Genomic DNA, 22,580 nt, shown 5'->3' with positions numbered 1-22,580 from the left:
GTGATAGGATATGCCTATGGATATCCGCGAACTCCGCTACTTCGCCGCGGTCTACCGCGAGCGCAATCTGACCGCCGCGGCAAAGCGCTGCTTCATCTCGCAGCCGTCGATCTCAGCGGCGATCACCAATCTCGAGGCCGAGCTAGGCACCACGCTGTTCATCCGGCACAAGAAGGGCATGGCCCCGACCGCCTCTGCCGCGCAGTTTCACGGCATCGCCCGCAGGATCATCGACGAGGCGGACGCGGCGCGAAACCTCTTCCGCAAGCCCGCGACGCGGCAGGCGCTGACGCTCGGCCTGTTGCGGACGCTCGATCAGGCCCGGACCATCGCGCTGCTGAAGCCGCTGACCGGCAATACCGATCTTGCGCTCCGGCTGGTCGGCGCCAGCGAGAAGGCCGACGCGCGGATCGTCGCCAAGACCATGGTCGGCGCCGGCGAGCACTTCATCCCGCTGTGGAGCGAGCGCTATGTCGCGGCACTGCCGCCCTCGCATCCCCTGACGCTGAAGGAGACGCTGCGGACCACCGACTTCGCCGGCGTTCCGATGATCGATCGCTGCCATTGCGAACAGCAGGAATTCTTCAAGCGTGCCTCACCGCCGCGCAAGCCGGTGGCGATCGCGGAATCCGAGGAGTGGGCGATGGCGCTGGTGGCGGCCGGGGTCGGCGTCGCCATCGTCCCCGAGGGCGTGGCGCGCGGCAATCCTGATGTCACGATGCGCGCGATCGATATCGACGTGACTCGCCAGGTCGGCCTCGCCTATCCCTCGGCCCACCCGCCCTCCGATGCGCTGAAGGAATTCATTGCGAGCCTGCCGCGGCAAGCCAACAGTCGCCGGCTCAAATCGACAGCGAAGAAGGCGAAGCGCGCCTAGCCCTTCGTCACCACGGCCTGGCCCGTGACCGGCGCGGAGATGAGCGGCGCATTGGCGGTGAGCCGGGCGAGCTCGTTGATCTGGCGCTCGGCGTCGGCAGCCATGCCGTCGGGCGCCTGGATCACCAGCCGCTCCAGCGCCCAGCGATAGGACGAGATCCGCCGCTCGAGGGCCTGCTGGACCCATTGCACGATCAGCGTGTTCTCTTCCATCCGCGCCACCGCGTCAGCCCGCTCACGCGGCGATACATCGGCGATCATGTGGAGGCTGGCATTACGCTTGCGATCGAGCTCGATCACCTGGATCGCGGTGGCGAAGAACGGCTCGAAGCGGGTGATGTCGTCGCGCACCTCGTCGATCAGCAGCGAATAGCGCGAGGCGAACGAGCGATGCGGCTCATCGATCAGATTGCGGCCATAGGCGGTGCGATCGAACACGACCCTCTGCCGCCACGGCGAAGGCAGCGGCTGGTAGTCGCCGAACACGCTCTTCCACGCCGGACGCGACAGCGGCGGCTCGATGAACTGATAGGCGAGGTCGCGCAGCTGACGTTCGTGTTCGGTGAGCTGGAATTGCGAAGCGTTCTTGCCGATGCTGCCGGTCGCCTCGGCACCGATCCAGCGATGCATATCGTCGTTGCGGAAATCGGCGCGGGTGCGGCCGAAATCGCCGCCGCTGCAGCCGGCGAGCGCCGAGCCTGCCAGCAGCAGGATCAGCGCCGGGAGTGACCGCCGCGCGACGGTCCGCTGCACAAGCTCCGGCATTGCCCGATGTCCGCGATCAGGAGCGGCGTCGGCGACGGCGGCCCTGCGCAGCGCCCTGCTCCGGTCCGCGACCACCGCCGGTCTCCTCCGTCGTTCGCTCGATCCGGACGACGGGAAGGATCAGTACGGTCCCCATGCCTTCGCCGGCAGCACCGGCCATGCTCGGCCGCCGTGCAGCCGCATCCGCCGGAAACTCAACGATGGTGCCCATGTTCCGTTCTCTCTGGCCCCGCACGGACATGATTTGCCCCGCGCATGCCGAGTTAAGAACGCGCATGGTTAATGACATCTTAAGCCGCCGGTACGGACGGTTACGGATATGGCGCTGTGCCTTAATAGACACGCGCAAATTCGATCGTTCACCTTCACGGCTTGTTTTCCTTAACTGCCTCTTAAAACAGCCTGCATAGGCTCGCTGCCACAAGGTTTTCAAACCGAAGTTCACTGGCAAGTCGCGTACGCCCGAGATGAGCGCAGCTCCGCTATTTCCTGGTTTTGATGGGCTGATGACGCTCTCCCGTCGCGAGGGCGTCGACATCCGCCCGACGCTGCTGCGCGTCCTGACCGACCTCTATGTGCAGGCGAGCGCCCACTCCGCCGATGAAGAGCGCCAGTTCGTCGAGCTGACGACGCGCCTGATCGACGAGGTCGACGACGCGACCCGCGCCGCGGTCCGCGCGCGGCTTGCGATCTATCCGGCGACTCCCGCCCGGATCGTGGACAAGCTCGAGCTGCGCCGCGTCGGTCCCGACCAGCCGATGCCGGCGGCCGCGGCAATTCCCGCGCCCGCACCGTCAGCGCTGCCGGCCAAGATCCCGACCGAAGCCGAGCTGCGGGTGGCCACGAGCCTCGCCATGCGGCCGAACGATGCCGCCGAAATCTCCGACATGTTCTTTGCCGCCAGCACGAAGGAGCGCGCGCAGATCCTGCACAATCTGCAGGAGACGCCGCTGAAGGCCGCGGCGCGGATTCCGGCTGCGCGCGCCGCGCGCGCGATCCATATTCTGGAGATGGCAGCGTTTGCCGAGGACCTCGATAACTTCACGCTCGAACTCGGCGAAGCGTTGATCCTGCCGTCGCGGATCGCCGCGGACGTCGTCAACGATCCCGGCGGCGAGCCACTCGCCTGCGCGATGCGAGCGCTCGACGTGTCGAGCGCCGCGTTTCAGCGGATCCTGATGTTCCTCAATCCGGAAGCCGGCTCCTCGGTCAACTACGTCTATCGGCTGTCGCGGCTCTACGATCGCCTGAGCGAGCGCTCGGCGTTGGTGATGCTGGCGGCGTGGCGCGGCTCGACCATGGCGGTGGCCCGCGCCAGGTATCGCTCGTCGCTCTATGACGATGAGCGCCATCGCGTGCGCGCGACATCCTCGCAGACGCGCCCCGCGTTGCAACCCGGCAGCGCGCCCGCTGTCCGAAATCAGAAGTCTGGAAGTTAGCCCTTCGCCAGATCGAGGAAGTGCCGCCCGGCACGGTCCTCGGTCTCGACGATCCAGGCGTCGGGATCGAAGCGGAGCTCCTTGGTCAAGCGCTCCTCGACAGATGGCTCGGATACCGGCTGTGGTGCCGTCGGCACGAACAGCCGCTCGACCGGACGGCTGTCATCATAGACCGTCTGCGGCGCCGGCGCATACAACATCGCGTTGCCGTCCATCAGCGCCACCTTGACGAACACGGCGCCGGCTTCCTCGGCGCCCTTCTTGCGGACTGCGCCGAACACGCCCTCGGTCTGGCAGCGGCGCAGATACGCCGCGACCCATATGCTGGTTTTCAATCGCATGCGCCGAGCTATAGGCCAGCGGCGCGGCCACGTCCAATTGTCACAGATGTCGTCACGCAGCGGCGGGTGTCCGCAGCGGCGGGTTGACCGAACCAATCGTCACCCATATCCTTGCATCTGCGGTGCAAGCCGCGCCCGGGTCCACGGGAAGGGTTGAACCCACTTGCACCCATTGAGCGGCCAACCAAGCCTTTGTGCAGCCGGTTTTGTGGACCATCGGCGATGATGCACGGAGGTTTCCATGGACCGATCGCCCGGGCGATTGAATCTCGATCATCTGAAGAAGCAGGCCAAGGAGCTCATTCGCCTTTATCGGCGGCAGGCGCCAGAGGCCTACGCGCGTTTCCGGCATGCGCTTCCGGCTGCGGCCGGGCGCAGCGACGCTCAAATCGCCGCGCTTGATCTGCGGCTGCACGATGCGCAGTCCTGCGTGGCGCGCGATCTCGGCTTCGCCTCCTGGCCGGACCTGCGGCGCTATGTCGACGCACAATTGCCGCTTGGTAAAAGCAAGGCCGATCGCGTGCGGCGATGGCTGCAGCTGGTCTATGCCGCGGACGTCGCCGGGACCACCGACCGCGCCAATCCGCGCGTTGCGGCGCGGATGCTCACCGAGGATCCCGGCCTTGTCGCCGACGATCCCTATCTCGCCTGCGCCGTCGGCGACGCGGAAATCGTTCGGCGTACCGCAATGAGTGATCCCACATGGGTCAACCGTCCCGGCGGTCCGTTCAAACTGCCGCCGCTGGTCGCTGTGACGCATTCCGGCCTGTTGCAGATTCCGGAATTTCAGACGCGGCTGCATCGCTGCGCACGCCTGCTGCTGCAGGCCGGCGCCGATCCCGACCAGCACATCAGCAGCCGCTGGCCGCCGGGATCGCTGGAGGCGCCCGATGACAGCAATCCGCTGTCAGCACTCTATGGCGCCGCCGGCCGCAATCACGATCTCGAACTGACCAGACTGTTGCTCGAAGCGGGCGCCAATCCGAACGACAATGAATCGCTCTACCACTCGCTCGAAGGCTCGGTGACGACAGGCCTGCTGCTCGAGCATGGTGCGCGGATCACCGGCACCAACGCGATGTACAAGGTGCTCGATGACGAGAACGTGGCGGCGCTCGAACTTGCTGCGGCGGCACGGCGGCAATCCAAACGAACCCGCCGGCAACGCGCCGCTGACCGAATGCGGCTCGCCGCTGCTGTGGGCGATCCGCCGGCGGCGGTCGCGGACCTGCGTCGCGACACTGCTCGACGCCGGCGCGGATCCGCGCATCACGACACCAGGCGGGCTCAGCGCCTACAGGTACGCGCTGCAATTCGGACTGACCGAGGTCGCCGAGTTGCTGCGCGAACGCACCGGCGATGAGACGCTTGCCGATGATGAGCGGTTCGTCGCGGCGTGCAGCAGCGGTGACGAGAACGAGGCGCGGCGAATCCAGGCCGGTCGGCCCGATCTTCCAGGTTCACTTTCACCGCAGCAATTGCGGTTGCTCCCGGAGCTCGCCGCGGCTGGCGGCGACGATGCGGTGCGGCTGATGGTCGAGCTCGGCTGGCCGATCACGGTGCGCGGCGGCGACTGGGATGCGTCGGCACTCAATCACGCGGTGTTCCGCGGCAATGCCGGCTTGACGCGATTCCTGCTCGAGCACGGCGCGGAGTGGACCGAGCAGCACGGCTTCGGCGACAACGCGTCCGGCTCCTTGTCATGGGCCTCCTGCAACGAGCCGGTCAGCGGCGGCGACTGGGTGGGCTGCGCGCAGGCCCTGCTCGATCACGGCATGCCGCGCGCTATTCCGGATCGCGACGATCCGGAATGGGTGCTGGTGGCCGGACGCAGGAAGCTGTTCTCCGACGAGGTCAGGGACGTTCTGCTTGGCGACGCGCCTTAACTCGTCATGGCCGGGCTTGTCCCGGCCATCCACGTCTTGGCTGCAACAAGTCTCAAAGACGTCAATGCCCGGGACAAGCCCGGGCATGACGAATACATATTCAATGCCTTCGCAGAGAGACTACTCGATCGAATGGCCGATCATCGCGCCGAGCTCGCGCACCAAGCGATCGGACATCTGTCCGGTCACCGGCAGCTTGCGGGCGCGCTCGAACTTCGCGATCGCGTGCTGGGTGTCGGCGCCGATCGTGCCGGTCGGCTTGAGCTGGCCGTAGCCATACTCGGTCAGTGTACGCTGGACCGCGGCGATGCGTTTTCCGGCCGGGCTCAGATGCTGTGTCGGAATCGACGCCGGCGGACGAATGACGCTGGACGGCGCGGCGGCCGGGGACGGTGCTGCGGCCGGCGGCGCAGTGGTCGATTTCAGCACCAGATTGGCCATCGGATCGACCGGCTTGGCCTCGACCTTGGGTTCTGCCGGCCTGGCTTCGACGGACCTGGTCTCGGCCGGCTTGGTCTCCACCGGCTTCACGTCGACGGGCTCGGCCGATCGGGCAGCCGCCTCCGCCGGACGCGGGCGCGGTATCGGGCTGGTGGCCGCGGCAACCGGGGCCGGCGGCGGCAGCGTCACAACCGAACCGCCGAACATCGGCGACGGATGACGGCCCGCCTGCAGGAACAGCGCATTGATCAGGATCGCAACGATGGCAGACGTCGCCAGCACGCCGGCGACCAGATCCTTCGGACTGTGCAGCAGCAGGCGCAGGACGAGGCCACGTTCCTCCTCGGCCGCGATGGCCACTGCCTTGGCGCCGCGGCGACGGCGCGGCGTTTCATCGTCATCCAAAGTCTGTCTAGGCACTCTTCTTCACCTGATGGGTTTGCTCTTGTAGTCCGGAACGCAGCGCGGGCTTCAGGGTCGAGACATTGCTGGACGGCTCGACGGCGGCGGGCGGGGTGAACGCCAGCGGCAGCGCGACCGATACAATGGTGCCCTCGCCCACCTTGCTCTCCACATTGATTTCGCCGTGGTGCAGGCCGACCAGCCCCTTCACGATGGAAAGACCAAGACCGGTGCCCTCGTGGCGGCGCTGATAAGTCTTGCCGGCCTGGAAGAACGGATCGCCGATCCGCTTGAGATCATCGGCGGCGATGCCGACGCCAGTGTCCGAGACACGCAGCACCAACCGCGATCCCTCGACGCCGGCCGACACGGTGACCTTGCCGCCGCGCTCGGTGAACTTGATGGCGTTCGAGACCAGATTGAGCACGATCTGCTTGAACGCGCGCGGATCGCCGTTCACGATCGGCAGATCGTCGGGCACCCGGGTGACGAGATCGACGCCGCTCTCGCGCGCCTTCAACGCCACAAGATTGCAGCAATTGAGCAGCGCCGGCCGCGGCGCAAACGGCTCCGGCGAAATCTCAAAATTGCCGGACTCCATCTTCGACATGTCGAGGATGCCGTTGACGACCGACAGCAGATGCTGGCCGGAATCGTTGATCAGCTGCGCGTATTCCTTGCGGCGGGCCACGTCGAGGCCGAGCACGTCTTCCTGCGCGATCATCTCGGAGAAGCCGATGATGGCGTTGAGCGGGGTGCGCAGTTCGTGGCTCATGGTGGCCAGGAAGCGCGTCTTCGACGCATCGGCCTGCTCGGCCACATTGCGCGCCTGTTCGAGCGCCTGCTCCTGCACCTTGCGATCGGTCACGTCGCGGATCACGGCGACGACCTCGGCATCGGCGGCGGCCTGATCGAGCGGGCGGCAGCGCATCTCGGCCCAGATGAATTCGGCGGCGACTTCGCCCCGCGCACCGTCACGGCGCACGCGGAACTCGACGCTGCGGGAGTCACCGCGCGCGGCGTCCGACAGCGCCGTGAGATAGGCCGGGCGATCGGCGACATGAACGCGATCGAACAGGCCATGGCCCAGCAGCCGCGATGCCGGCACGCCGAGCATGTTCTCGGCCGCGGGCGAGATGAAGCGCACCGCACCGTTGCGGCTGTGCCGCGACAGCACGTCGCTCATGTTATGCGCGAGCAGGCGGTAGCGCTCCTCCTCGACATAGAGCAGCGCCACGCTGGTGCGCGCCAGCGACTCCGCGCCGAAGGCGAGCCCGGCCGCGTAAAAGATCGCCGATACGAGGCCGAAGCCGACCAGCGTGCTGTTCGAGGCAACCGCGGGATCGATGACCGGCAGCACATGATAATGGCCGAGCACACTCAGCAGCGCCGCGCAGATCATCGCCAGCGCGAACGCAAACGCCACCACGCGCCGCGAGGCCGACAGCGCCGCCTCGATCGGAATGACGACGAGCCACACGGCGGCGAACGAGGCGATGCCGCCGGTCGTCGCCGCGATCATCATCACGAGACCGGCGAGCGCCAGCGACGACAGCACATGCGCGCCTTCATAGCGGCCGGTGCGCGACAGGAACCACGACAGCAGGATCGGCGCTATCAGCCAGGCGAATGCCGCGACCTCGATCGCCGTCGGCGCACCGCGCATCGCAAGAAAGGCAGGGAACGAGGCAAGCGCCGCCAGGCTGCCGAGCAGCCGCGGCGCCATGAAGGCACGATGGCGCGCACGCGTCAGCGCATCATATTGCGCCGACGGATGCAGCAGCGCATCCAGGCAATCGCGGATCAGACTCAAACTACTCACAGCACTCGCGCTTCGGCTCAATCGTCAACACAGACGCGCCGGAACGCCTCCTTCGTGATTGCAGGTCAACGTGTCAGAGTGAACTTAAGCGAACGCTAAGGCTGGGCGGCCTGCCGCCAAACACCGTGCATTGGAGTGGGTTTGACCCGCTATTCACCGGCCATTTGTCGGGGATGGTGAACGGCTGGTTTCCGGATGCGACATTCTATGGTTTCGAAATGGTGGACGCGGCGAATCCTGCGTATCCGGCGCGCGTCGGCCGCCATCAATCGAAAATTTACGGCGAATCAATTCAGGCGAATTTTCCGCGATTTTTCGGCGGATTTACTTCAATGCGGATACTTCCAATTTATCGGCCGATGCTAACCCTCAAGGCCAATAGCGGCATCGACCGCGCAAGAAGCAAGACAAGACAGACGACCGGGATCGCGCCATGTTCTTCCTGCTGCGTTTGGCATTCTGGCTCGGGCTTGTGCTCGTGCTGCTGCCGAGAGACAAAACACCCGAAGCGGACAAGACGCCGCAGATCAGCGCGTCGGACGCGGTGTCGGCCGCGACCGCGACGATCAACGACATGGGTCAGTTCTGCAAGCGCCAGCCGTCCGCCTGCGAGGTCGGCGGCCAGGCCGCGACCGCGATCGGCCAGCGCGCGACCGACGGCGCGCGCAAGCTCTACCAGATCATCACCGACAAGAAGCCACCCGACCACACCGGCTCGATCGGCCAGGACGATACCGATGCAGCCACCGCGTTCCGCGACACGCTGACCGCGGAGGATCAGTCGATCGAATTCCGCCTGCCGCCGACGCCGTGAGCGGAAACCAAGCGCGGTCGAGCGAGGCAGGCACCGGTTCGCGTGAAGAAAACGCGTCAAAACAACCGGGAACCGGTTCCATTTTCATCGCTTTCGCGGCCCGCCTTCCTATATAAGCCGTCAAGGACAGGACGCGGGCCACGATGACGACGATCGACGAAATCAGGGACAATTTTGCGCTGCTGGACGAGTGGGACGACCGTTACCGCTATGTCATCGAGCTCGGCCGCACGCTTGAACCGTTGTCGGAGGCGGAGCACTCGGCCGAGAACAAGGTGCAGGGCTGCGTCAGCCAGGTTTGGCTATCGAAGCGGATCGAGCGCGATGCCAACGGCGAACCGCGCCTGATCTATATCGGCGACAGCGACGCCCACATCGTGCGCGGCCTGGTCGCGATCGTGCTGACGCTGTTCTCCGGGCAAACGCCCAAGGAAATCCTCGGCACCGACGCGCTCGCGCTGTTCGACGAATTCGGCTTTCGCGACCATCTGACGCCGCAGCGCTCCAACGGCCTGCGCTCGATGGTCGACCGCATCCGCAACGATGCGCGCGAGGCGCTGGCGTCCGCCGCGTAGATCTTTACTTCCGCTTCCGCGCCTGCTGACCGAGGCCCATTTTCTTGGCGAGTTGCGAGCGCGCCACCGCATAGTTCGGCGCCACCATCGGATAGTCGGCCGGCAGGCCCCATTTGTCGCGATACTGTTCCGGGGTCATGTTGTACTGGGTGCGCAGATGGCGCTTCAGCGACTTGAAGCGCTTGCCGTCCTCGAGGCACACCAGATATTCGGGCGTGATCGACTTCTTCATCGACACCGCAGGCTTGGCCGGCTCGCTCGGCGTGTCGCTGCGTCCGCTCGACACCCGCAGCAAGGCGGAGTGGACCTGGCTAATCAGGTTCGGAATGTCCGAGGCCGGCGTCGGATTGTTGCTGAGATAGGCCGAAACGATGTTGGCGGTCAGCTCGACCGGCGTTTTGCCTGACGTATCGGACATGGCTCAATCTTCCCCGTGCTATCGGCAGCCCGGCGCCCACCGGACAGTATCCATGCGCAGCAATACATTAATAGAATCGCGTACTACTTTGCGAATATGCACGAATTGCAGCAAATCTGACAACAACGGCCGCGTTTCCGGCTACGGGCCGGCCGCGCGCAAGTATTGGCCCGGATCTTAAGGCCGCTGCTCCAGATGCGACCTGAGCTCGTCGATCGAGGCAAATCGCATCATGCCCTCCGGCATCTGCGCCTCGATCGATCCGTCCGAATAGAGCGAATAGGCCATGCCGTCGACGACGCCGGATTTGAGCACGGTCACCGGCGGCTGCTCCTGGGGCGGCGGCGGATGGCCTGACGATGGCGAGGCGGCGGCGGCCGACTGGGCCTCGCCGAAAGTCGATGGCGTCCGGGGGCCGCGCCGCGGGGCGACGTCGACCGACCGCGGCCGGTCGGCCTTCGGCCAGGCATCGTCGAAGGTTGCCGGCGCGGGTTCGGCCGAACCGCCCGGATTCGGGCGCAGTTCCGGCGACAACAGATCTGGCGTGAGCGGCTCGGCGGCACGCCCCTGGTTCCGCTCGCGCTCCTTGCGCGAGGAGGAGAACAGCAGATTGCGCCGCTTGGGCGGCGCAGCACCATCCGCGGGCGCGGCGGCCGGTGCAGGCGGCTGCACCTCGCCTGATGCGCCGCGCGAGGCGATCTCGTCGTGCCAGGGCGGCGGCGCCGCGGGAGCGGATGGCGGGAACGCTGGAGCCAGCGGCGGAGGCGCCGAGACCTTCGGCTCAGGCGGCGGGAACACCGGGTCGTCGGGAGTGCCGCGCGGGGAAGTTGCAGACGGCGACCCGGACCGCAGACCCACGGCAACGACGGCATCAAGCCGGTCGCCCATGGCCTGGAGTTCGCGAAGGATGGCGGCAAGGGCCACAACAATCACGCCGGTACATGCGCCGGTCACGCCTGTTGCGATCAACGTGCCGCCGACGCTGAATTCCTTGTTTGGAATTCCGAGGCCGATCGCCGCCAGGCCCGCCACGACCAGGCCCGCGCCGACGACCAACAGACCAACCTTCATCGAACTAACCCCCGGGAGACCCGACCGAAAATCGGCGCGGGCCACCAACGCCACGATACCGTCATATTGCCCACACCGCCAACCGCCAATTGTAGACAGAGTTCCCTAAAATCCCGCTTAACCAAGCCGCGATGCGCTACTTCACCGCGGCCGCAGTAACTGTCGGGCAGCCAGCTCCCGTAGATTTACTGGCTACGAATTGCTGCCAATTTATTGCAACGCATCTGGGAAATTACGCCACAATTACCAATTACTCGGAAACGGAACTGCGCTATGGATGCCGGGGAATGAGGCCCTAAAGCGCCAATCTGGGCCACAGGCACGCCGGTATCACTAGCTATGTCATCGATTACGACGTCTGCCCTCGAGGCGCCTGCGCGGCGCTCGGTGGAGAAGACCTGCGACGATCTCGCTGTCCTCGTCCTCGGCGTGGTCGCCGTGGTCGCCGGTTTGACGTTCCGCGATTACGGTCTGGGCTGGGACGATTACACCCACGCTGAATATGCCGACCTCCTGCTGCGCATGTACGAGTCCGGGTTCAAGGACACCGGCGCGCTGTCGTTTGCCAATCTGTATATGTACGGCGGCGGCTTCGATATGGCCGCGGCCCTGCTGCACAAGATCATTCCGCTCGAACTGTTCGAGACGCGCCGCCTGCTCGGCGCGATCGTCGGCGTTATCGGCCTTGCGGTGACCTGGCGCCTGGCGCGCCGCGTCGGCGGCCCGCTGGCGGGACTGGCGGCGCTGCTGCTGCTGGCGCTGTGCCCGACCTTCTACGGCCACATGTTCATGAATCCGAAGGATGCGCCGTTCGCCGTGGCGATGGTGGTCCTGATCATGGGCCTGGTCCGCCTGATCGAGGAATATCCGGCGCCCTCGCCGCGCACCATCCTGATCGTCGGCCTGGGCGCCGGCCTGTCGATCGGCTGCCGCGTGCTTGGCGGGCTCGCATTGATCTACGCCGTGGTCGGCTTCGTCCCGCTCCTGATCGAGGAATTCCGCAAGCAGGGCCCGCGCGAGGCGACCCACCGCTTTGCCCATGTCGTCTATGTGCTGCTGCCGGGACTTGTGCTGGGCTATCTCGTGATGGGCCTGATCTGGCCGTGGTCGATCATGGAGCCCGGACATCCGCTCGAAGCGGTGACCTATTTCTCGCACTTCTTCGAGAAACCGTGGAAGGAGATGTTCGATGGCGCGCTGGTGTCGGTGCCGGACATGCCGTGGTCCTATCTGCCCACCTTGTTCGCGCTGCAGCTTCCCGAAGTGCTGCTGGTGCTGCTGGCAGCCGCCGTCGTCATCACCTTGATGTCGCTGTCGCGCTACGACGTCACCGCAAAGCGCAAGTCGATCATGCTGATGCTGACGCTGGCGGCGACGCTGCCGCTGGTGATCGCGATGGTGAAGCGGCCGGCGCTCTATAACGGCATCCGTCACTTCATCTTCGTGATTCCGCCGATGACGGTGCTGGCCGGCGTCGCATTCGCGCGCGGCATGGACTGGCTCGGCGAGAACCGCCGGGCCTGGCAGCCCGCGGCGCTCGCCATGTTCGCGTTCGGCCTCTTGCTGCCGCTCAGCGAAATGATCCGCCTGCATCCGTATCAGTACACGCACTTCAACCACATCGCCGGCACGGTGCGTACCGCGGACAACTTCTTCATGCTGGACTATTGGGGCCTGGCGCTGAAGCAGGCATCCGACGGGCTGCGCGAGCAGCTGGCGGAGCGGCAGGAAGTGCCGCCGCAGAACCGCAAGTGGAAGGTCGCGGTGTGCGGACCGCAGCGCCCCGCGCAGGTCGCGCTCGGCCCCGATTTCACCATCGGATGGGACAGCAATGCCGCCGACTTCGCGATGACGCTCGGCGAATTCTACTGCAAGGGCCTGGCCGCGCCGGTCATGGTCGAGATCAAGCGCGACGACGTCGTGTTCGCCCGCGTCTACGACATCCGCGGCCGCAGCATCTCGAGCCTGCTGGCGATCCCGGCGCCGTAACGCATCACGCTGCCCACTGACGATCGCTGTTCGGATCGTGGGCCGCATGCCGACATGACTGTCACGCCGTTACCCTGCCTTGCTGCGGTCCGGCGGCGGCGCTACGCTTGGACCAAGCAATAACGCCGTCAATGGAGCAATCGGCCATGTCGCCAGCGGAAGCGCGCCTGAAGGAAGTGCCGTCGGATATGAGTGCGGCGGAATGGGAGCAGCGGATCAATCTCGCCGCCTGCTACCGGCTGGTCGCGCTCTATGGCTGGGACGATCTGGTCGATACCCACATCTCCGCCCGCGTGCCGGGGCCCGAGCATCACTTCCTGATCAACCCCTACGGGCTGATGTTCGACGAGATCACCGCGTCGAGCCTCGTCAAGGTCGACCTCGACGGCAACCAGCTCTCGAAGAGCGACTACAGCATCAACCCGGCCGGCTTCACCATCCATTCGGCGATCCACGAGGTGCGCGAGGACGCCGGCTGCGTGCTCCACCTGCACACCGTCGACGGCACCGCGGTGTCGAGCGGCCCGAACGGGCTGCTGCCGCTGAACCAGACCGCGCAGCTCGTCACCCACGACCTCGCCTATCACGACTATGAAGGCATCGCGCTCGATCATGACGAGCGCCCGCGCCTGCAGCGCGATCTCGGCAGCAAGAACCACATGCTGCTGCGCAATCACGGCACCCTCACGGTCGGCCGCTCGGTCGCATCCGCGTTCGAGCGGATGTACCATCTGGAGCGCGCCTGCTCGATGCAGGTGGCGACCCGCGCGCTCGGACCGATCGCCTATCCGGTCGACCAGCATGCGATCGACAAGAACACCGAGCTGCTCTCCAACCCAGACCGCGCCGAGCTGCGCTCGACCCAGCTGGTCTGGCCGCCGCTGCTGCGCAAGCTCGACCGGGTCAATCCCGGCTACCGTGATTGAAATTTCACAATCTTCGGGTAGGCTATCGGCCAACACCCTCTGCACTATCGGCATCAAAACGCCGCCCAATTCCGGGCGGCGTTTTTACGTTCGGTTTCTCTTCCGTAGCCCGGATGGAGCGCAGCGCAATCCGGGGCGGCGCGTCCGCGGATTGACCGTCCCGGATTTCGCGGAGCCTGTCATCGGGCGCGCGTTCGCGCGACCCGTTGGCTGCATCCGGGCTTCATGGACTTGCGCATGCGCGCTATTTGGCGTCGCCGAACGCCGCCAGGATCCGCGCCCAGGAGCGGATGCCCTTGTGGTAGCTCTTGAGGTCGTACTTCTCGTTCGGCGAATGGATGTTGTCGTCGTCGAGCCCGAAGCCGATCAGCACGCTGTCGAGGCCGAGCGTGTGCTTGAAATCGGCAACGATCGGGATCGAGGCGCCGGAGCCGATCAGCAGCGCCTCCTTGCCCCATTCGTCGGTCAGCGCACGGCGCGCGGCTGCCAGCGGCTTCATGTTCCAGTCGAGCGCGATCGCCGGCGCGCTGGAATGGTCGGTGAACTCGGCCTTGCAGTCGGCCGGCAGGCGCGCCTTCACATAGTCGCGGAACGCCTTTCGGATCTTCTCGGGATCCTGTCCCTCGACCAGGCGGAACGAGACCTTCGCTGACGCCTCGGCCGCGATCACCGTCTTGGAGCCCTCGCCGGTATAGCCGCCGACGATGCCGTTGATGTCGCAGGTCGGGCGCGAGGAGACCTGCTCGATCAGGAGCCGGTCCTTTTCGCCGGCGGGCACCGAGAGGCCGATCGGCTTGAGGAAGCTCTCCGGCGTCAGATTGAGCTGCTTCCACTGGGCCAGAATATCCGGCGGCAAATCCTTCACGCCGTCATAGAAACCCGGGACGGTGATGTGGCCATTCTCGTCATGCAGGCTGCCGAGGATCCGCGTCAGCACGCGGATCGGGTTCTGCGCGCCGCCGCCGAACACGCCGGAATGCAGGTCGCGATTGGCGGCCTTGATCTTGACCTCGTCATAGACCAGGCCGCGCAAGGAGGTGGTGATCGCCGGCGTATTCGGGTCCCACATGCCGGTGTCGCAGACCAGCGCGAAGTCGGCCTTGAGGTCGTCCTTGTTCGCCTCGAGGAACGGCACGAAATTCTTCGAACCGATCTCCTCTTCACCCTCGATGACGATCGTGATGTCGACCGGCAGCGATCCCGTCACCGTCTTCCAGGCACGGCACGCCTCGACGAAGGTCATCAACTGTCCCTTGTCGTCCTCGGCGCCGCGCGCGACGATAATCTTGCGCCCGTCGGCATGGTCGGTCACGACAGGCTCGAACGGCGGACGATGCCAGAGATTCAGGGGATCGACCGGCTGCACGTCGTAGTGGCCGTAGAACAGCACGTGCGGGCGTCCGTCGGCCGAGCCGTTCAGCTTGCCGACCACGGCCGGATGGCCGGCAGTCGGCCGCACTTCGGTCTTGAAGCCGACTGTCGCGATATCCTTGGCGAGATGATCGGCAGCCGCCTTGCAGTCATCAGCGAAGGCCGGATCGGCCGAGATCGATTTGATCCGCAGCAGCGTGAACAGCCGCTCGAGACTGTTGTCGAAATCGGCGTCGATACGGTCGAGGACGGGCTGCAGCTTGGCGTTGGACATCGCGGATATCCTTTTTGTTGGACGTTGCGCCAGGTTGTAGCGCGCCCGCCGCGGGAGGCAAAGCCGGTCTCCCGCTTCGGCCGACCGGCGCGATGCTATCGGCGCAGCAACCCACCGAGCGCGCCGCGCACCAGCGCCCGGCCGATCGAGCCGCCAACCGAACCGCCGAGCGATTTGCCGAGATCGGCGGCCACGCCGCCGATCACCTTGTCGGTCACCGAGCGCGTGACGCTGCGCGCGATCACCTGCCCGGTCGACATGCGGCCGCGCTTGACGTTGGTGCCGAAGATCGTGGACGCGATCGAACCGATCTGGCCGAGGATGCCGCCACCCTCGCCGCCAGCGCTGCCGTCCGCTGGCGCTGCCGTCCCGGCGAGCCGCTTCTGGATGATCTCGTAAGCGGATTCGGCATCGACCGCGGTGTCGTATTTGCCCTTGACCGGGCTCGCATCCATGATCGCCTTGCGCTCCTCCGGCGTGATCGGCCCGATCCGCGCCGACGGCGGGCGCACCATGACGCGCTCGACCATCGACGGCGTGCCGCCGCCCTCGAGGAACGACACCAGCGCCTCGCCCTTGCCGAGCTCCATGATCACCCGCGCGGTGTCGAGCTTCGGATTGGGCCGGAAGGTCTGTGCGGCCGCGGCAACCGCCTTCTGGTCGCGCGGCGTGAAGGCGCGCAGCGCGTGCTGCACGCGGTTGCCGAGCTGCGCCAGCACCTTGTCCGGCACGTCGATCGGATTCTGCGTGACGAAGTAGACGCCGACGCCCTTGGAGCGGATCAGCCGCACCACCTGCTCGATCTTGTCCATCAGCGCCTTCGGCGCGTCGGTGAACAAGAGATGCGCCTCGTCGAAGAAGAACACCAGCTTCGGCTTCGGCAGGTCGCCGGCCTCCGGCAATTCCTCGAACAATTCCGAAAGCATCCAGAGCAGGAAGGTGGCGTAAAGCCGCGGGCTCTGCATCAGCTTGTCGGCGACCAGGATATTGACCATGCCGCGGCCGTCGCGGTCGGTCCGCATGAAATCCTTCAGCGTCAGCGCCGGCTCGCCGAAGAACTTTGCACCGCCCTGGTTCTCGAGCACCAGGAGCTGACGCTGGATCGTTCCGACGGTCGCCTTGGACACATTGCCGTAGCTCTGTGCCGCTTTGCGGATCGGCGCCAGCGGATCCTCCTCGTCGTCGGCAGGCTTCTTGCTGCCGTCCGGGGCGATCGCATCCAGCAGCGCTCGCAGGTCCTTCATGTCGATCAGCGTGAGGCCGTTCTCGTCGGCGACACGGAAGGCAACATTGAGCACGCCTTCCTGCACGTCGTTCAGATCGAGCATCCGCGAGAGCAACAATGGTCCCATCTCGGTGACGGTGGCGCGCACCGGATGGCCCTGCTCGCCGAACACGTCCCAGAATACGGTCGAGAACTGATCCGGCTGGAAGGTCAGGCCCATCTCCTTGGCGCGCTTCAGGATAAAGTCCTTGGCCTCGCCGACTTCGGAGATACCGGAAAGATCGCCCTTGATGTCGGCTGCGAAAACCGGAACGCCGGCGCGCGCAAATCCTTCAGCCATGACCTGTAGCGTGACGGTCTTGCCGGTTCCGGTCGCACCGGTCACAAGGCCGTGGCGGTTGGCCAGCGCAAGCGTCAGCCAGGCTGTTTCCTCGCCCTTGCCGATAAAGATCTTCTCATCGGTATCGGCCAACTTGATGCCGGACGTCGCCATCGCTTCGCCTCTTAACGCGATTTTAAATCGGCTCGATCCATTCGAACCGATGACATCATATTGCATCTTGCAGGTCGATTGAAACCATCGGCGCGCACTGATGTATATTGTCGCTGCACCAGTTCCTCATACTTTATTCCCGGCCAAGATTCCCGGCCAAGTGACGAAAGGCATTGCGCATTGCGACAAGATGGTGTGAATCCGCCGCTCACTCTTGCAGAGGTGCAACACTCCCGACGCGATCGAAAAAGAAAACGAACTGAAATGCGCGGATCGCTTGTATTTCGTGACACAGGCGCTCAAGATAAATCTTCAAGAATGATCCGGCAAAAACCGGTTGAGGCGGGGCAATATGGACGAATTGGTTGGGCAGCTGGCCGCGAAGGCCGGCATCGACGGTGCTGTCGCTGAAAAAACCATCGGCATCGTTCTGGGTTTCCTCCGTAACGAGGGACCTTCCGACAAAGTTCAGGCTCTGATCGACCAAATCCCCGGCGCCGAAGCGGCAATCGCCGCCTCCAACAACAGCGGTGGTCTATCGCGGTTGATGGGTGGCGGTCTGATGGCTGTCGGCACCCGGCTGATGGCGCTCGGATTGAGCATGAGTGAGATTCAGAACGTCGCGCGTGAACTTTTCAGGTTCGGCCGCGACAAAATCGGAGCGGATCAAATGGGCGAGATCATCTCGGGGACGCCGGGCCTCAGCCAGTTTGCCTGAAGCATTTCCCAAACGCCATTGCACGTGCGCTCCCTTCTACCTGCATACGAGTATCATGACATACCCCCTCTCCGAGATCGAAGGCCTGTCCGCCTATTGCGCCACCAAACTGAAATCGCAGGGTATCCGCACGACTGACGCACTGCCTGAAGCCGCCCGCACCGTCAAGGGACGCAAGGCGCTCGCCGCCAAGACCGGGATCAGCGAACAACAATTGCTCGAATGGGCCAACATCTCCGACTACATGCGGATTCCCGGCATGGGCAAGGCGAAGGTCGGCTTGGTCCGCGCCGCCGGCGTCACCACGGTGCGCGAGCTCGCGCATCGCAACCCGTCGCGGCTCGCGCAGAGCATGAAGGACGCCAACGTGCGGCGTAAGCTCGTCCGCGTGATGCCGTCGGAGAAGTCGGTCGAGCTGCTGATCGAAGAGGCACGCAAGCTGCCTCCCAAAATCAGCTATTAGCCTGTCTTAACGGCATTCGGCCGCCGGCCGCGTCACCCGTCATCGCCACACCTTGACTTGCCGCTGCGGTCAGCGCAAAGCCACCGCATGATGGCGAGCAAGCCCATAGCATCGACGGTGACCGGCCCGGCCGTATCGGCGGTGCTGCCGGCGCTGTTGTCGCGGCCCTATCCGGCCGTGATGGGCATCCTGAACGTGACGCCGGACTCGTTCTCCGACGGCGGCCGGTTCGCCGCACCCGAAGAGGCGCTGGCGCAGGCCCGCAGGCTGGTCACCGAGGGCGCCGATATCATCGACATCGGCGCGGAATCCACCCGTCCCTACGGCTCGCAGCCGGTCACCGCCGAGGCCGAGATGGCGCGGCTGAAGCCCGTGCTTGCCGACGTGATCGCCCTTGGCGTGCCGGTCTCGATCGACAGCATGAAATCGGAAGTCGTGGCCTGGGCGCTCGATCAGGGCGCTGTCATCGCCAATGACGTCTGGGGCCTGCAGCGCGATGCCGGCATGGCGCCGCTCGTCGCCGCACGCGGCGTGCCCGTGATCATCATGCACAATCGCGAGCGGGCCGATCCGGCCATCGACATCATGCAGGACATCGCCGCCTTCTTCGAGCGCTCGCTCGCGATCGCCGCAAGTGCCGGCATTTCGCCCGACCGGATCGTGCTCGATCCCGGCATCGGCTTCGGCAAGACCCCGGAGCAGAGCATGATCGCGCTGGCGCGGCTCTCCGAGCTCGACGCGTTCCATCTGCCGCTGCTGGTCGGCGCCTCGCGCAAGCGCTTCATCAGCACTGTCGTGCCGTCGGAGCCGCACGAGCGGATCGGCGGCTCGATCGCGGCGCATCTGATCGCCGCGCAAAATGGCGCCCGTATCATCCGCGCGCATGACGTCGGCGAAACCGTTCAGGCGCTGCGCGTGGCCGCAGCAATCGAGGGACAGCAATGACCGATACGATCTTCATCACCGGGATCGTCATCCACGCCCGTCATGGCGTGATGGAACATGAGACCGAGGTCGGGCAGCGCTTCGTCATCGATCTCGAGCTCTATACAGACCTCTCGGAATCCTCGCGCACCGACCGCCTCTCCGACACGGTCTCCTATTCCAACGTGGTGGCGACCGCGACATCGGCATTCAAGAACACCAACTACAAGCTGCTGGAGCGCGCCGCCGGCGCGGTGGCCGAGGACATCCTGGCGAGCTTCCCGCGCATCCGGGCGGTCAAGGTCACCGTGCACAAGCCGCACGCGCCGATCGCCGCGATCTTCGACGATGTCGGCGTGGTGCTGACCCGCTCGCGCCATCAACCGCCTCAGGGTTGAACGCAGATGGCTGACGTCCTGATCGCCCTCGGCGGCAATGTCGGCGACGTCCGCACCACGTTTCGCAAGGCGATCGCCAATATCTGCGGCATGACCCAGGCCGCGCTTATCGCACGCTCGTCGGATTATTCGACGCCGCCCTGGGGCGAGCAGCAGCAGGACAGCTTTGTCAATGCCTGCATCGAGATCGAGACCAGTCTCGATCCGCACGCGCTGCTGTTCACGCTGCACAAGATCGAAGCCAAATTCGGCCGCGACCGCGCCAACGAGCAGCGCTGGGGGCCGCGCACCCTCGACCTCGACCTGATCGCCTATGACGACGTCACACTGAACAAGCCGGAACTGACGCTGCCGCACCCGCGTTTGTTCGAACGCGCCTTCGTCTTGGTGCCGCTCGCCGAGATCGTTCCCGACCGCGTCATCGCCGGGCGCCGCGTCGCCGATGCGCTGGCGAAGGTCTCTACAGACGGTATTTTCCGTCTAGCGGACCTCGATTAAAGCGAGACCACCGCAAACAACCGTTTGGCTTGGCCGCCCGCCCGTGGCAATTTCCGGCCAAATCAAGGGGCCCCGCGCGGGGCCGGTGAAGGACGATTTGGGCGGATGACGACCTCGACTGACGATTTGGCTCTGGCTTCGGATTTTCGACCTGCGACCTATGACGACTGGCGCAAGCTGGTCGACGGCGTGCTGAAGGGCGCCCCGTTCGAGAAGCTGGTCGGCAAGACCTATGACGGCCTGAAGATCGATCCGATCTACCGCCGCGCCACCAATTCAAGCCCGCTTGCCGGCCGCGCCGCCGCTGCACCCTGGCAGATCCTGCAGCGGGTCGATCATCCCGATGCCGCACAGGCCAATGCACAAGCGCTGCAGGATCTCGAGAACGGCGCGACCGGCCTCGAATTCGAGTTCGCCGGCGGTCCCGGTGCGCGCGGCTTCGGTCTTGCCGATGCCAGCAAGAAGACGCTGGCGCGCGCCTGCGGCGGCGTCCATCTCGATGCCGGCATCATGATCGCGCTCAATCCGGTGATCGGCCGCGAGAACGCCGGCGAGACCTTTGCCGACATGGTCGAGACCCGCAAGCTCGATCCGGCCAAGCTCGACCTGCATTTCAATTACCAGGCGCTCAGCACCATGGCCGTGCGCGGTGCTGCGGCCATCGCCTGGCCCAACTACGAAAAGTCGTTCGGCCAGGTCGTCAATGGCCTGATCAAGCGCGGCTTCAAGGGGCCGTTCGTGCTGGCCGACGGCCGGCCGGTCCATGATGCCGGCGGCTCCGAGGTGCAGGAACTTGCGTTCACGCTCGCGCTGGGCCTCGCCTATATGCGCATGCTGGAAGGCGCCGGCATCGATCTGGATGCGGCGCGCGCGGGCATCTCGTTCCGCCTCAGCGCCGATGCCGACCAGTTCCTGACCATGGCGAAATTCCGCGCGCTGCGGCTGCTCTGGGCACGGGTCGAGCAGGCCTGCGGGCTTGCGCCGAAGCCGATCTTCGTCAACGCGCAAACCGCCTGGCGGATGCTGACCCGGCGCGATCCCAATGTGAACATGCTGCGCGCGACGATCGCGACCTTTGCGGCCGGGCTCGGCGGCGCCAATGCGATCACGGTGCTGCCGCATACGCTGGCGCTCGGCCTGCCCGACGACTTCGCCCGGCGCGTGGCGCGCAACACGCAACTCGTGCTGCTCGATGAGTCCAACCTCGCCAAGGTCTCCGATCCCGCGGCCGGCGCCGGCGGCATCGAGACGCTGACCTCGCAGCTCTGCGAGGCGGCGTGGACGCTGTTCCAGGAGATCGAGAAGGCCGGCGGCATCTTCGCCGCACTCGAGCAGGGACTGCTGCAAAACAAGGTCACCGCGACGCGATTGCTGCGCGAGACCAATGTGGCGAAGCGCCGCGACGTGCTGACCGGCGCCAGCGAATTTCCGGATCTGCGCGAGGCCGCCCCCGCAGTGCTGGATGTGAAACCATCAGCGCCGGCGTCCCTCGCCGGCGCCAAGGTGAAGTTCGACGCCCTCGCTCCGATGCGGCTTGCCGAACCGTTCGAGGCGCTGCGCGACAAGTCGGATGCCGCGCTGAAGGCGCATGGCGCCCGGCCGAACATATTCCTGGCCAATCTCGGCACCGCCGCGGACTTCACGGCCCGCGCGACCTTTGCCAAGAGTTTCTTCGAAACCGGCGGGATCGAGGCCGTCGACAGCGAGGGTTTTACCGACGCGGCGGCGCTGGCCGCGGCCTACAAGGCCTCGGGCGCGGCGATGGCGTGCATTTGTTCCTCGGATAAGGTCTATGCCGCCAGCGCCGTTGAGGCCGCCAGGGCCCTTCAAGGCGCCGGTGCAAGGCATATCTATCTGGCAGGGCGGCCCGGCGACCAGGAAGCGGCGCTGCGGGCGGCCGGCATCGGCGAGTTCGTCTTCGCCGGCGGTGATGCGCTGGCGACATTGCGCGAGGCCTATCGGCGGATGGAGCAGACATGAGCGCAGAGGCACCATCGACACCCGTTCTGACCGGCGGCTGCCAGTGCGGCGCCGTCCGATTTGCCGTCTCGGCGGCACCGACCCGGATCAGCATCTGCCACTGCCGGATGTGCCAGAAAGCGTCCGGGGCGCCATTTGCCTCTTTCGCCGACATCGATCGCAACGACTTCAGATGGACCCGCGGCAAGCCCGCCGCCTTCAGGTCCTCCTCGATCGCCGAGCGCGACTTCTGCGCGGCCTGCGGAACACCCCTGAGCTTCCGCCGTATCGACGGCCCGCGGATCGAGATCATGACCGGCGCCTTCGACCGGCCCGACCGGGTGATACCGACGCAGCAATTCGGAACCGAGTCCCGCCACGGCTGGGTGGTCGGCATTGCCAACCTGCCGAGCCAGACCACGATGCAGAATTACGGACCGGACAAGATGGCGACGATCGTCAGCCATCAGCATCCGGATCATGATTGAGTTA

General features: G+C 65.6%; 24 protein-coding genes. 14 read left to right on the top strand and 10 right to left on the bottom strand.

From position 1 onward, the window contains the following. Nucleotides 1-16: 16 nt before the first annotated feature. The gene (locus ACSKB9_RS38450) at nucleotides 17-877 is read left to right on the top strand and encodes a LysR family transcriptional regulator (protein ID WP_438079570.1); all 861 of its coding nucleotides are present in this window, start codon (nucleotides 17-19) and stop codon (nucleotides 875-877) included. Here the strand turns inward: ACSKB9_RS38450 and ACSKB9_RS38445 are convergent. Both ACSKB9_RS38445 and ACSKB9_RS38440 read right to left on the bottom strand, forming a co-directional pair. Then, nucleotides 874-1,641 (bottom strand): hypothetical protein, encoded by a 768-nt coding sequence (locus ACSKB9_RS38445; RefSeq protein WP_038379546.1) that lies wholly within the window; start codon nucleotides 1,639-1,641, stop codon nucleotides 874-876. The two genes, ACSKB9_RS38450 and ACSKB9_RS38445, sit on opposite strands and share 4 nt — an antisense overlap. Before the next feature lie 16 nt (nucleotides 1,642-1,657). Next, nucleotides 1,658-1,852: a hypothetical protein gene (locus ACSKB9_RS38440; RefSeq protein ID WP_438079569.1), complete on the bottom strand. Its 195-nt coding sequence runs from the start codon at nucleotides 1,850-1,852 to the stop codon at nucleotides 1,658-1,660. 295 nt (nucleotides 1,853-2,147) lie between these two features. Here ACSKB9_RS38440 and ACSKB9_RS38435 point away from each other — a divergent pair, with 295 nt between their 5' ends. Then, nucleotides 2,148-3,080 (top strand): DUF2336 domain-containing protein, encoded by a 933-nt coding sequence (locus ACSKB9_RS38435; protein WP_438079568.1) that lies wholly within the window; start codon nucleotides 2,148-2,150, stop codon nucleotides 3,078-3,080. Here the strand turns inward: ACSKB9_RS38435 and ACSKB9_RS38430 are convergent. After that, complete coding sequence (locus ACSKB9_RS38430) at nucleotides 3,077-3,421, bottom strand: DUF1491 family protein (protein ID WP_016841837.1); 345 nt, start codon at nucleotides 3,419-3,421, stop codon at nucleotides 3,077-3,079. The two genes, ACSKB9_RS38435 and ACSKB9_RS38430, sit on opposite strands and share 4 nt — an antisense overlap. Before the next feature lie 241 nt (nucleotides 3,422-3,662). Between ACSKB9_RS38430 and ACSKB9_RS38425 the strand changes: the two genes are divergently transcribed. After that, nucleotides 3,663-4,784 carry a hypothetical protein gene (locus ACSKB9_RS38425; protein ID WP_438079567.1) on the top strand — a complete coding sequence of 374 codons (1,122 nt, stop codon included), beginning with the start codon at nucleotides 3,663-3,665 and terminating at the stop codon, nucleotides 4,782-4,784. A gap of 337 nt (nucleotides 4,785-5,121) precedes the next feature. Here ACSKB9_RS38425 and ACSKB9_RS38420 read toward each other — a convergent pair whose 3' ends face one another. From ACSKB9_RS38420 to ACSKB9_RS38410, 3 genes are read right to left on the bottom strand one after another with little or no spacing between them, the layout of a single operon-like run. Next, entirely contained in the window at nucleotides 5,122-5,394 is a 273-nt protein-coding gene (locus ACSKB9_RS38420; protein ID WP_438079566.1) for a DUF6894 family protein, read from the bottom strand. Between the two features lie 33 nt (nucleotides 5,395-5,427). Beyond that, nucleotides 5,428-6,168: a peptidoglycan-binding domain-containing protein gene (locus tag ACSKB9_RS38415; protein WP_438079565.1), complete on the bottom strand. Its 741-nt coding sequence runs from the start codon at nucleotides 6,166-6,168 to the stop codon at nucleotides 5,428-5,430. Beyond that, on the bottom strand, nucleotides 6,161-7,972 hold the full coding sequence (locus tag ACSKB9_RS38410) for a PAS domain-containing sensor histidine kinase (RefSeq protein WP_225163246.1): 1,812 nt from the start codon (nucleotides 7,970-7,972) through the stop codon (nucleotides 6,161-6,163). The genes ACSKB9_RS38415 and ACSKB9_RS38410 overlap by 8 nt, the downstream gene beginning before the upstream one ends. A gap of 433 nt (nucleotides 7,973-8,405) precedes the next feature. Here ACSKB9_RS38410 and ACSKB9_RS38405 point away from each other — a divergent pair, with 433 nt between their 5' ends. Both ACSKB9_RS38405 and ACSKB9_RS38400 read left to right on the top strand, forming a co-directional pair. Further along, complete coding sequence (locus ACSKB9_RS38405; RefSeq protein ID WP_438079564.1) at nucleotides 8,406-8,786, top strand: DUF5330 domain-containing protein; 381 nt, start codon at nucleotides 8,406-8,408, stop codon at nucleotides 8,784-8,786. A 143-nt stretch (nucleotides 8,787-8,929) separates the two neighbouring features. Continuing rightward, the gene (locus tag ACSKB9_RS38400; RefSeq protein ID WP_141343262.1) at nucleotides 8,930-9,361 is read left to right on the top strand and encodes a SufE family protein; all 432 of its coding nucleotides are present in this window, start codon (nucleotides 8,930-8,932) and stop codon (nucleotides 9,359-9,361) included. A gap of 4 nt (nucleotides 9,362-9,365) precedes the next feature. On the opposite strand, the gene ACSKB9_RS38395 is transcribed toward ACSKB9_RS38400, so the two are convergent. Further along, nucleotides 9,366-9,779, bottom strand: coding sequence for a MucR family transcriptional regulator (locus ACSKB9_RS38395; RefSeq protein WP_018270656.1), 414 nt, complete (start codon nucleotides 9,777-9,779; stop codon nucleotides 9,366-9,368). A gap of 177 nt (nucleotides 9,780-9,956) precedes the next feature. Beyond that, on the bottom strand, nucleotides 9,957-10,850 hold the full coding sequence (locus ACSKB9_RS38390) for a DUF308 domain-containing protein (protein ID WP_438079563.1): 894 nt from the start codon (nucleotides 10,848-10,850) through the stop codon (nucleotides 9,957-9,959). A 339-nt stretch (nucleotides 10,851-11,189) separates the two neighbouring features. Between ACSKB9_RS38390 and ACSKB9_RS38385 the strand changes: the two genes are divergently transcribed. Together ACSKB9_RS38385 and ACSKB9_RS38380 are read left to right on the top strand one after the other, a co-directional pair. Next, a complete protein-coding gene (locus ACSKB9_RS38385) occupies nucleotides 11,190-12,839 on the top strand; it encodes a glycosyltransferase family 39 protein (RefSeq protein ID WP_028331641.1) in 1,650 nt (549 codons plus the stop codon). Nucleotides 12,840-12,985: 146 nt separating this feature from the next. After that, nucleotides 12,986-13,765, top strand: coding sequence for a class II aldolase/adducin family protein (locus ACSKB9_RS38380; protein WP_438079562.1), 780 nt, complete (start codon nucleotides 12,986-12,988; stop codon nucleotides 13,763-13,765). A gap of 244 nt (nucleotides 13,766-14,009) precedes the next feature. Here the strand turns inward: ACSKB9_RS38380 and ACSKB9_RS38375 are convergent, their stop codons facing one another. Both ACSKB9_RS38375 and ACSKB9_RS38370 read right to left on the bottom strand, forming a co-directional pair. Next, entirely contained in the window at nucleotides 14,010-15,410 is a 1,401-nt protein-coding gene (locus tag ACSKB9_RS38375) for a M20/M25/M40 family metallo-hydrolase (RefSeq protein WP_438079561.1), read from the bottom strand. Nucleotides 15,411-15,505: 95 nt separating this feature from the next. Beyond that, on the bottom strand, nucleotides 15,506-17,128 hold the full coding sequence (locus ACSKB9_RS38370; RefSeq protein WP_438079560.1) for a helicase HerA-like domain-containing protein: 1,623 nt from the start codon (nucleotides 17,126-17,128) through the stop codon (nucleotides 15,506-15,508). 352 nt (nucleotides 17,129-17,480) lie between these two features. On the opposite strand from ACSKB9_RS38370, the gene ACSKB9_RS38365 reads away from it, so the two are divergent. The 7 genes from ACSKB9_RS38365 to ACSKB9_RS38335 all read left to right on the top strand — a co-directional run bounded on the left by ACSKB9_RS38365 (nucleotide 17,481) and on the right by ACSKB9_RS38335 (nucleotide 22,576). Further along, nucleotides 17,481-17,846 (top strand): hypothetical protein, encoded by a 366-nt coding sequence (locus ACSKB9_RS38365; protein WP_016841849.1) that lies wholly within the window; start codon nucleotides 17,481-17,483, stop codon nucleotides 17,844-17,846. A 55-nt stretch (nucleotides 17,847-17,901) separates the two neighbouring features. Then, nucleotides 17,902-18,309 carry a DUF4332 domain-containing protein gene (locus ACSKB9_RS38360; RefSeq protein ID WP_438079559.1) on the top strand — a complete coding sequence of 136 codons (408 nt, stop codon included), beginning with the start codon at nucleotides 17,902-17,904 and terminating at the stop codon, nucleotides 18,307-18,309. Nucleotides 18,310-18,399: 90 nt separating this feature from the next. Further along, nucleotides 18,400-19,254: a dihydropteroate synthase gene (gene folP, locus ACSKB9_RS38355; RefSeq protein ID WP_438080574.1), complete on the top strand. Its 855-nt coding sequence runs from the start codon at nucleotides 18,400-18,402 to the stop codon at nucleotides 19,252-19,254. Continuing rightward, a complete protein-coding gene (gene folB / locus ACSKB9_RS38350; protein ID WP_016842351.1) occupies nucleotides 19,251-19,631 on the top strand; it encodes a dihydroneopterin aldolase in 381 nt (126 codons plus the stop codon). Before folP ends, folB begins: the two co-directional genes overlap by 4 nt. A 6-nt stretch (nucleotides 19,632-19,637) precedes the next feature. Then, nucleotides 19,638-20,129, top strand: coding sequence for a 2-amino-4-hydroxy-6-hydroxymethyldihydropteridine diphosphokinase (gene folK / locus ACSKB9_RS38345; protein WP_438079558.1), 492 nt, complete (start codon nucleotides 19,638-19,640; stop codon nucleotides 20,127-20,129). A gap of 105 nt (nucleotides 20,130-20,234) precedes the next feature. Beyond that, a complete protein-coding gene (locus tag ACSKB9_RS38340) occupies nucleotides 20,235-22,109 on the top strand; it encodes a methylmalonyl-CoA mutase family protein (RefSeq protein ID WP_438079557.1) in 1,875 nt (624 codons plus the stop codon). Beyond that, complete coding sequence (locus ACSKB9_RS38335) at nucleotides 22,106-22,576, top strand: GFA family protein (protein WP_057015646.1); 471 nt, start codon at nucleotides 22,106-22,108, stop codon at nucleotides 22,574-22,576. Before ACSKB9_RS38340 ends, ACSKB9_RS38335 begins: the two co-directional genes overlap by 4 nt. Nucleotides 22,577-22,580: the final 4 nt, after the last annotated feature.

Origin of the sequence: Bradyrhizobium sp. BR 1433, from assembly GCF_051547665.1 — a bacterium.
In the GTDB taxonomy this organism is placed as follows: Bacteria; Pseudomonadota; Alphaproteobacteria; order Rhizobiales; family Xanthobacteraceae; genus Bradyrhizobium; species Bradyrhizobium australafricanum.
The sequence above is the reverse complement of the archived record's forward strand: the minus strand, read 5'-3'. Positions and strand labels throughout refer to the sequence as shown.

Bases quoted from the DNA above. Each gene is read 5' to 3' on its own strand.
- ACSKB9_RS38450 (WP_438079570.1), top strand. From the start codon at position 17: ATGGATATCCGCGAACTCCGCTACTTCGCCGCGGTCTACCGCGAGCGC.
- ACSKB9_RS38445 (WP_038379546.1), bottom strand. From the start codon at position 1,641: ATGCCGGAGCTTGTGCAGCGGACCGTCGCGCGGCGGTCACTCCCGGCG.
- ACSKB9_RS38440 (WP_438079569.1), bottom strand. From the start codon at position 1,852: ATGGGCACCATCGTTGAGTTTCCGGCGGATGCGGCTGCACGGCGGCCG.
- ACSKB9_RS38435 (WP_438079568.1), top strand. From the start codon at position 2,148: ATGACGCTCTCCCGTCGCGAGGGCGTCGACATCCGCCCGACGCTGCTG.
- ACSKB9_RS38430 (WP_016841837.1), bottom strand. From the start codon at position 3,421: ATGCGATTGAAAACCAGCATATGGGTCGCGGCGTATCTGCGCCGCTGC.
- ACSKB9_RS38425 (WP_438079567.1), top strand. From the start codon at position 3,663: ATGGACCGATCGCCCGGGCGATTGAATCTCGATCATCTGAAGAAGCAG.
- ACSKB9_RS38420 (WP_438079566.1), bottom strand. From the start codon at position 5,394: ATGCCCGGGCTTGTCCCGGGCATTGACGTCTTTGAGACTTGTTGCAGC.
- ACSKB9_RS38405 (WP_438079564.1), top strand. From the start codon at position 8,406: ATGTTCTTCCTGCTGCGTTTGGCATTCTGGCTCGGGCTTGTGCTCGTG.
- ACSKB9_RS38400 (WP_141343262.1), top strand. From the start codon at position 8,930: ATGACGACGATCGACGAAATCAGGGACAATTTTGCGCTGCTGGACGAG.
- ACSKB9_RS38395 (WP_018270656.1), bottom strand. From the start codon at position 9,779: ATGTCCGATACGTCAGGCAAAACGCCGGTCGAGCTGACCGCCAACATC.
- ACSKB9_RS38390 (WP_438079563.1), bottom strand. From the start codon at position 10,850: ATGAAGGTTGGTCTGTTGGTCGTCGGCGCGGGCCTGGTCGTGGCGGGC.
- ACSKB9_RS38385 (WP_028331641.1), top strand. From the start codon at position 11,190: ATGTCATCGATTACGACGTCTGCCCTCGAGGCGCCTGCGCGGCGCTCG.
- ACSKB9_RS38380 (WP_438079562.1), top strand. From the start codon at position 12,986: ATGTCGCCAGCGGAAGCGCGCCTGAAGGAAGTGCCGTCGGATATGAGT.
- ACSKB9_RS38375 (WP_438079561.1), bottom strand. From the start codon at position 15,410: ATGTCCAACGCCAAGCTGCAGCCCGTCCTCGACCGTATCGACGCCGAT.
- ACSKB9_RS38370 (WP_438079560.1), bottom strand. From the start codon at position 17,128: ATGGCGACGTCCGGCATCAAGTTGGCCGATACCGATGAGAAGATCTTT.
- ACSKB9_RS38365 (WP_016841849.1), top strand. From the start codon at position 17,481: ATGGACGAATTGGTTGGGCAGCTGGCCGCGAAGGCCGGCATCGACGGT.
- ACSKB9_RS38360 (WP_438079559.1), top strand. From the start codon at position 17,902: ATGACATACCCCCTCTCCGAGATCGAAGGCCTGTCCGCCTATTGCGCC.
- folP (WP_438080574.1), top strand. From the start codon at position 18,400: ATGGCGAGCAAGCCCATAGCATCGACGGTGACCGGCCCGGCCGTATCG.
- folB (WP_016842351.1), top strand. From the start codon at position 19,251: ATGACCGATACGATCTTCATCACCGGGATCGTCATCCACGCCCGTCAT.
- folK (WP_438079558.1), top strand. From the start codon at position 19,638: ATGGCTGACGTCCTGATCGCCCTCGGCGGCAATGTCGGCGACGTCCGC.
- ACSKB9_RS38340 (WP_438079557.1), top strand. From the start codon at position 20,235: ATGACGACCTCGACTGACGATTTGGCTCTGGCTTCGGATTTTCGACCT.
- ACSKB9_RS38335 (WP_057015646.1), top strand. From the start codon at position 22,106: ATGAGCGCAGAGGCACCATCGACACCCGTTCTGACCGGCGGCTGCCAG.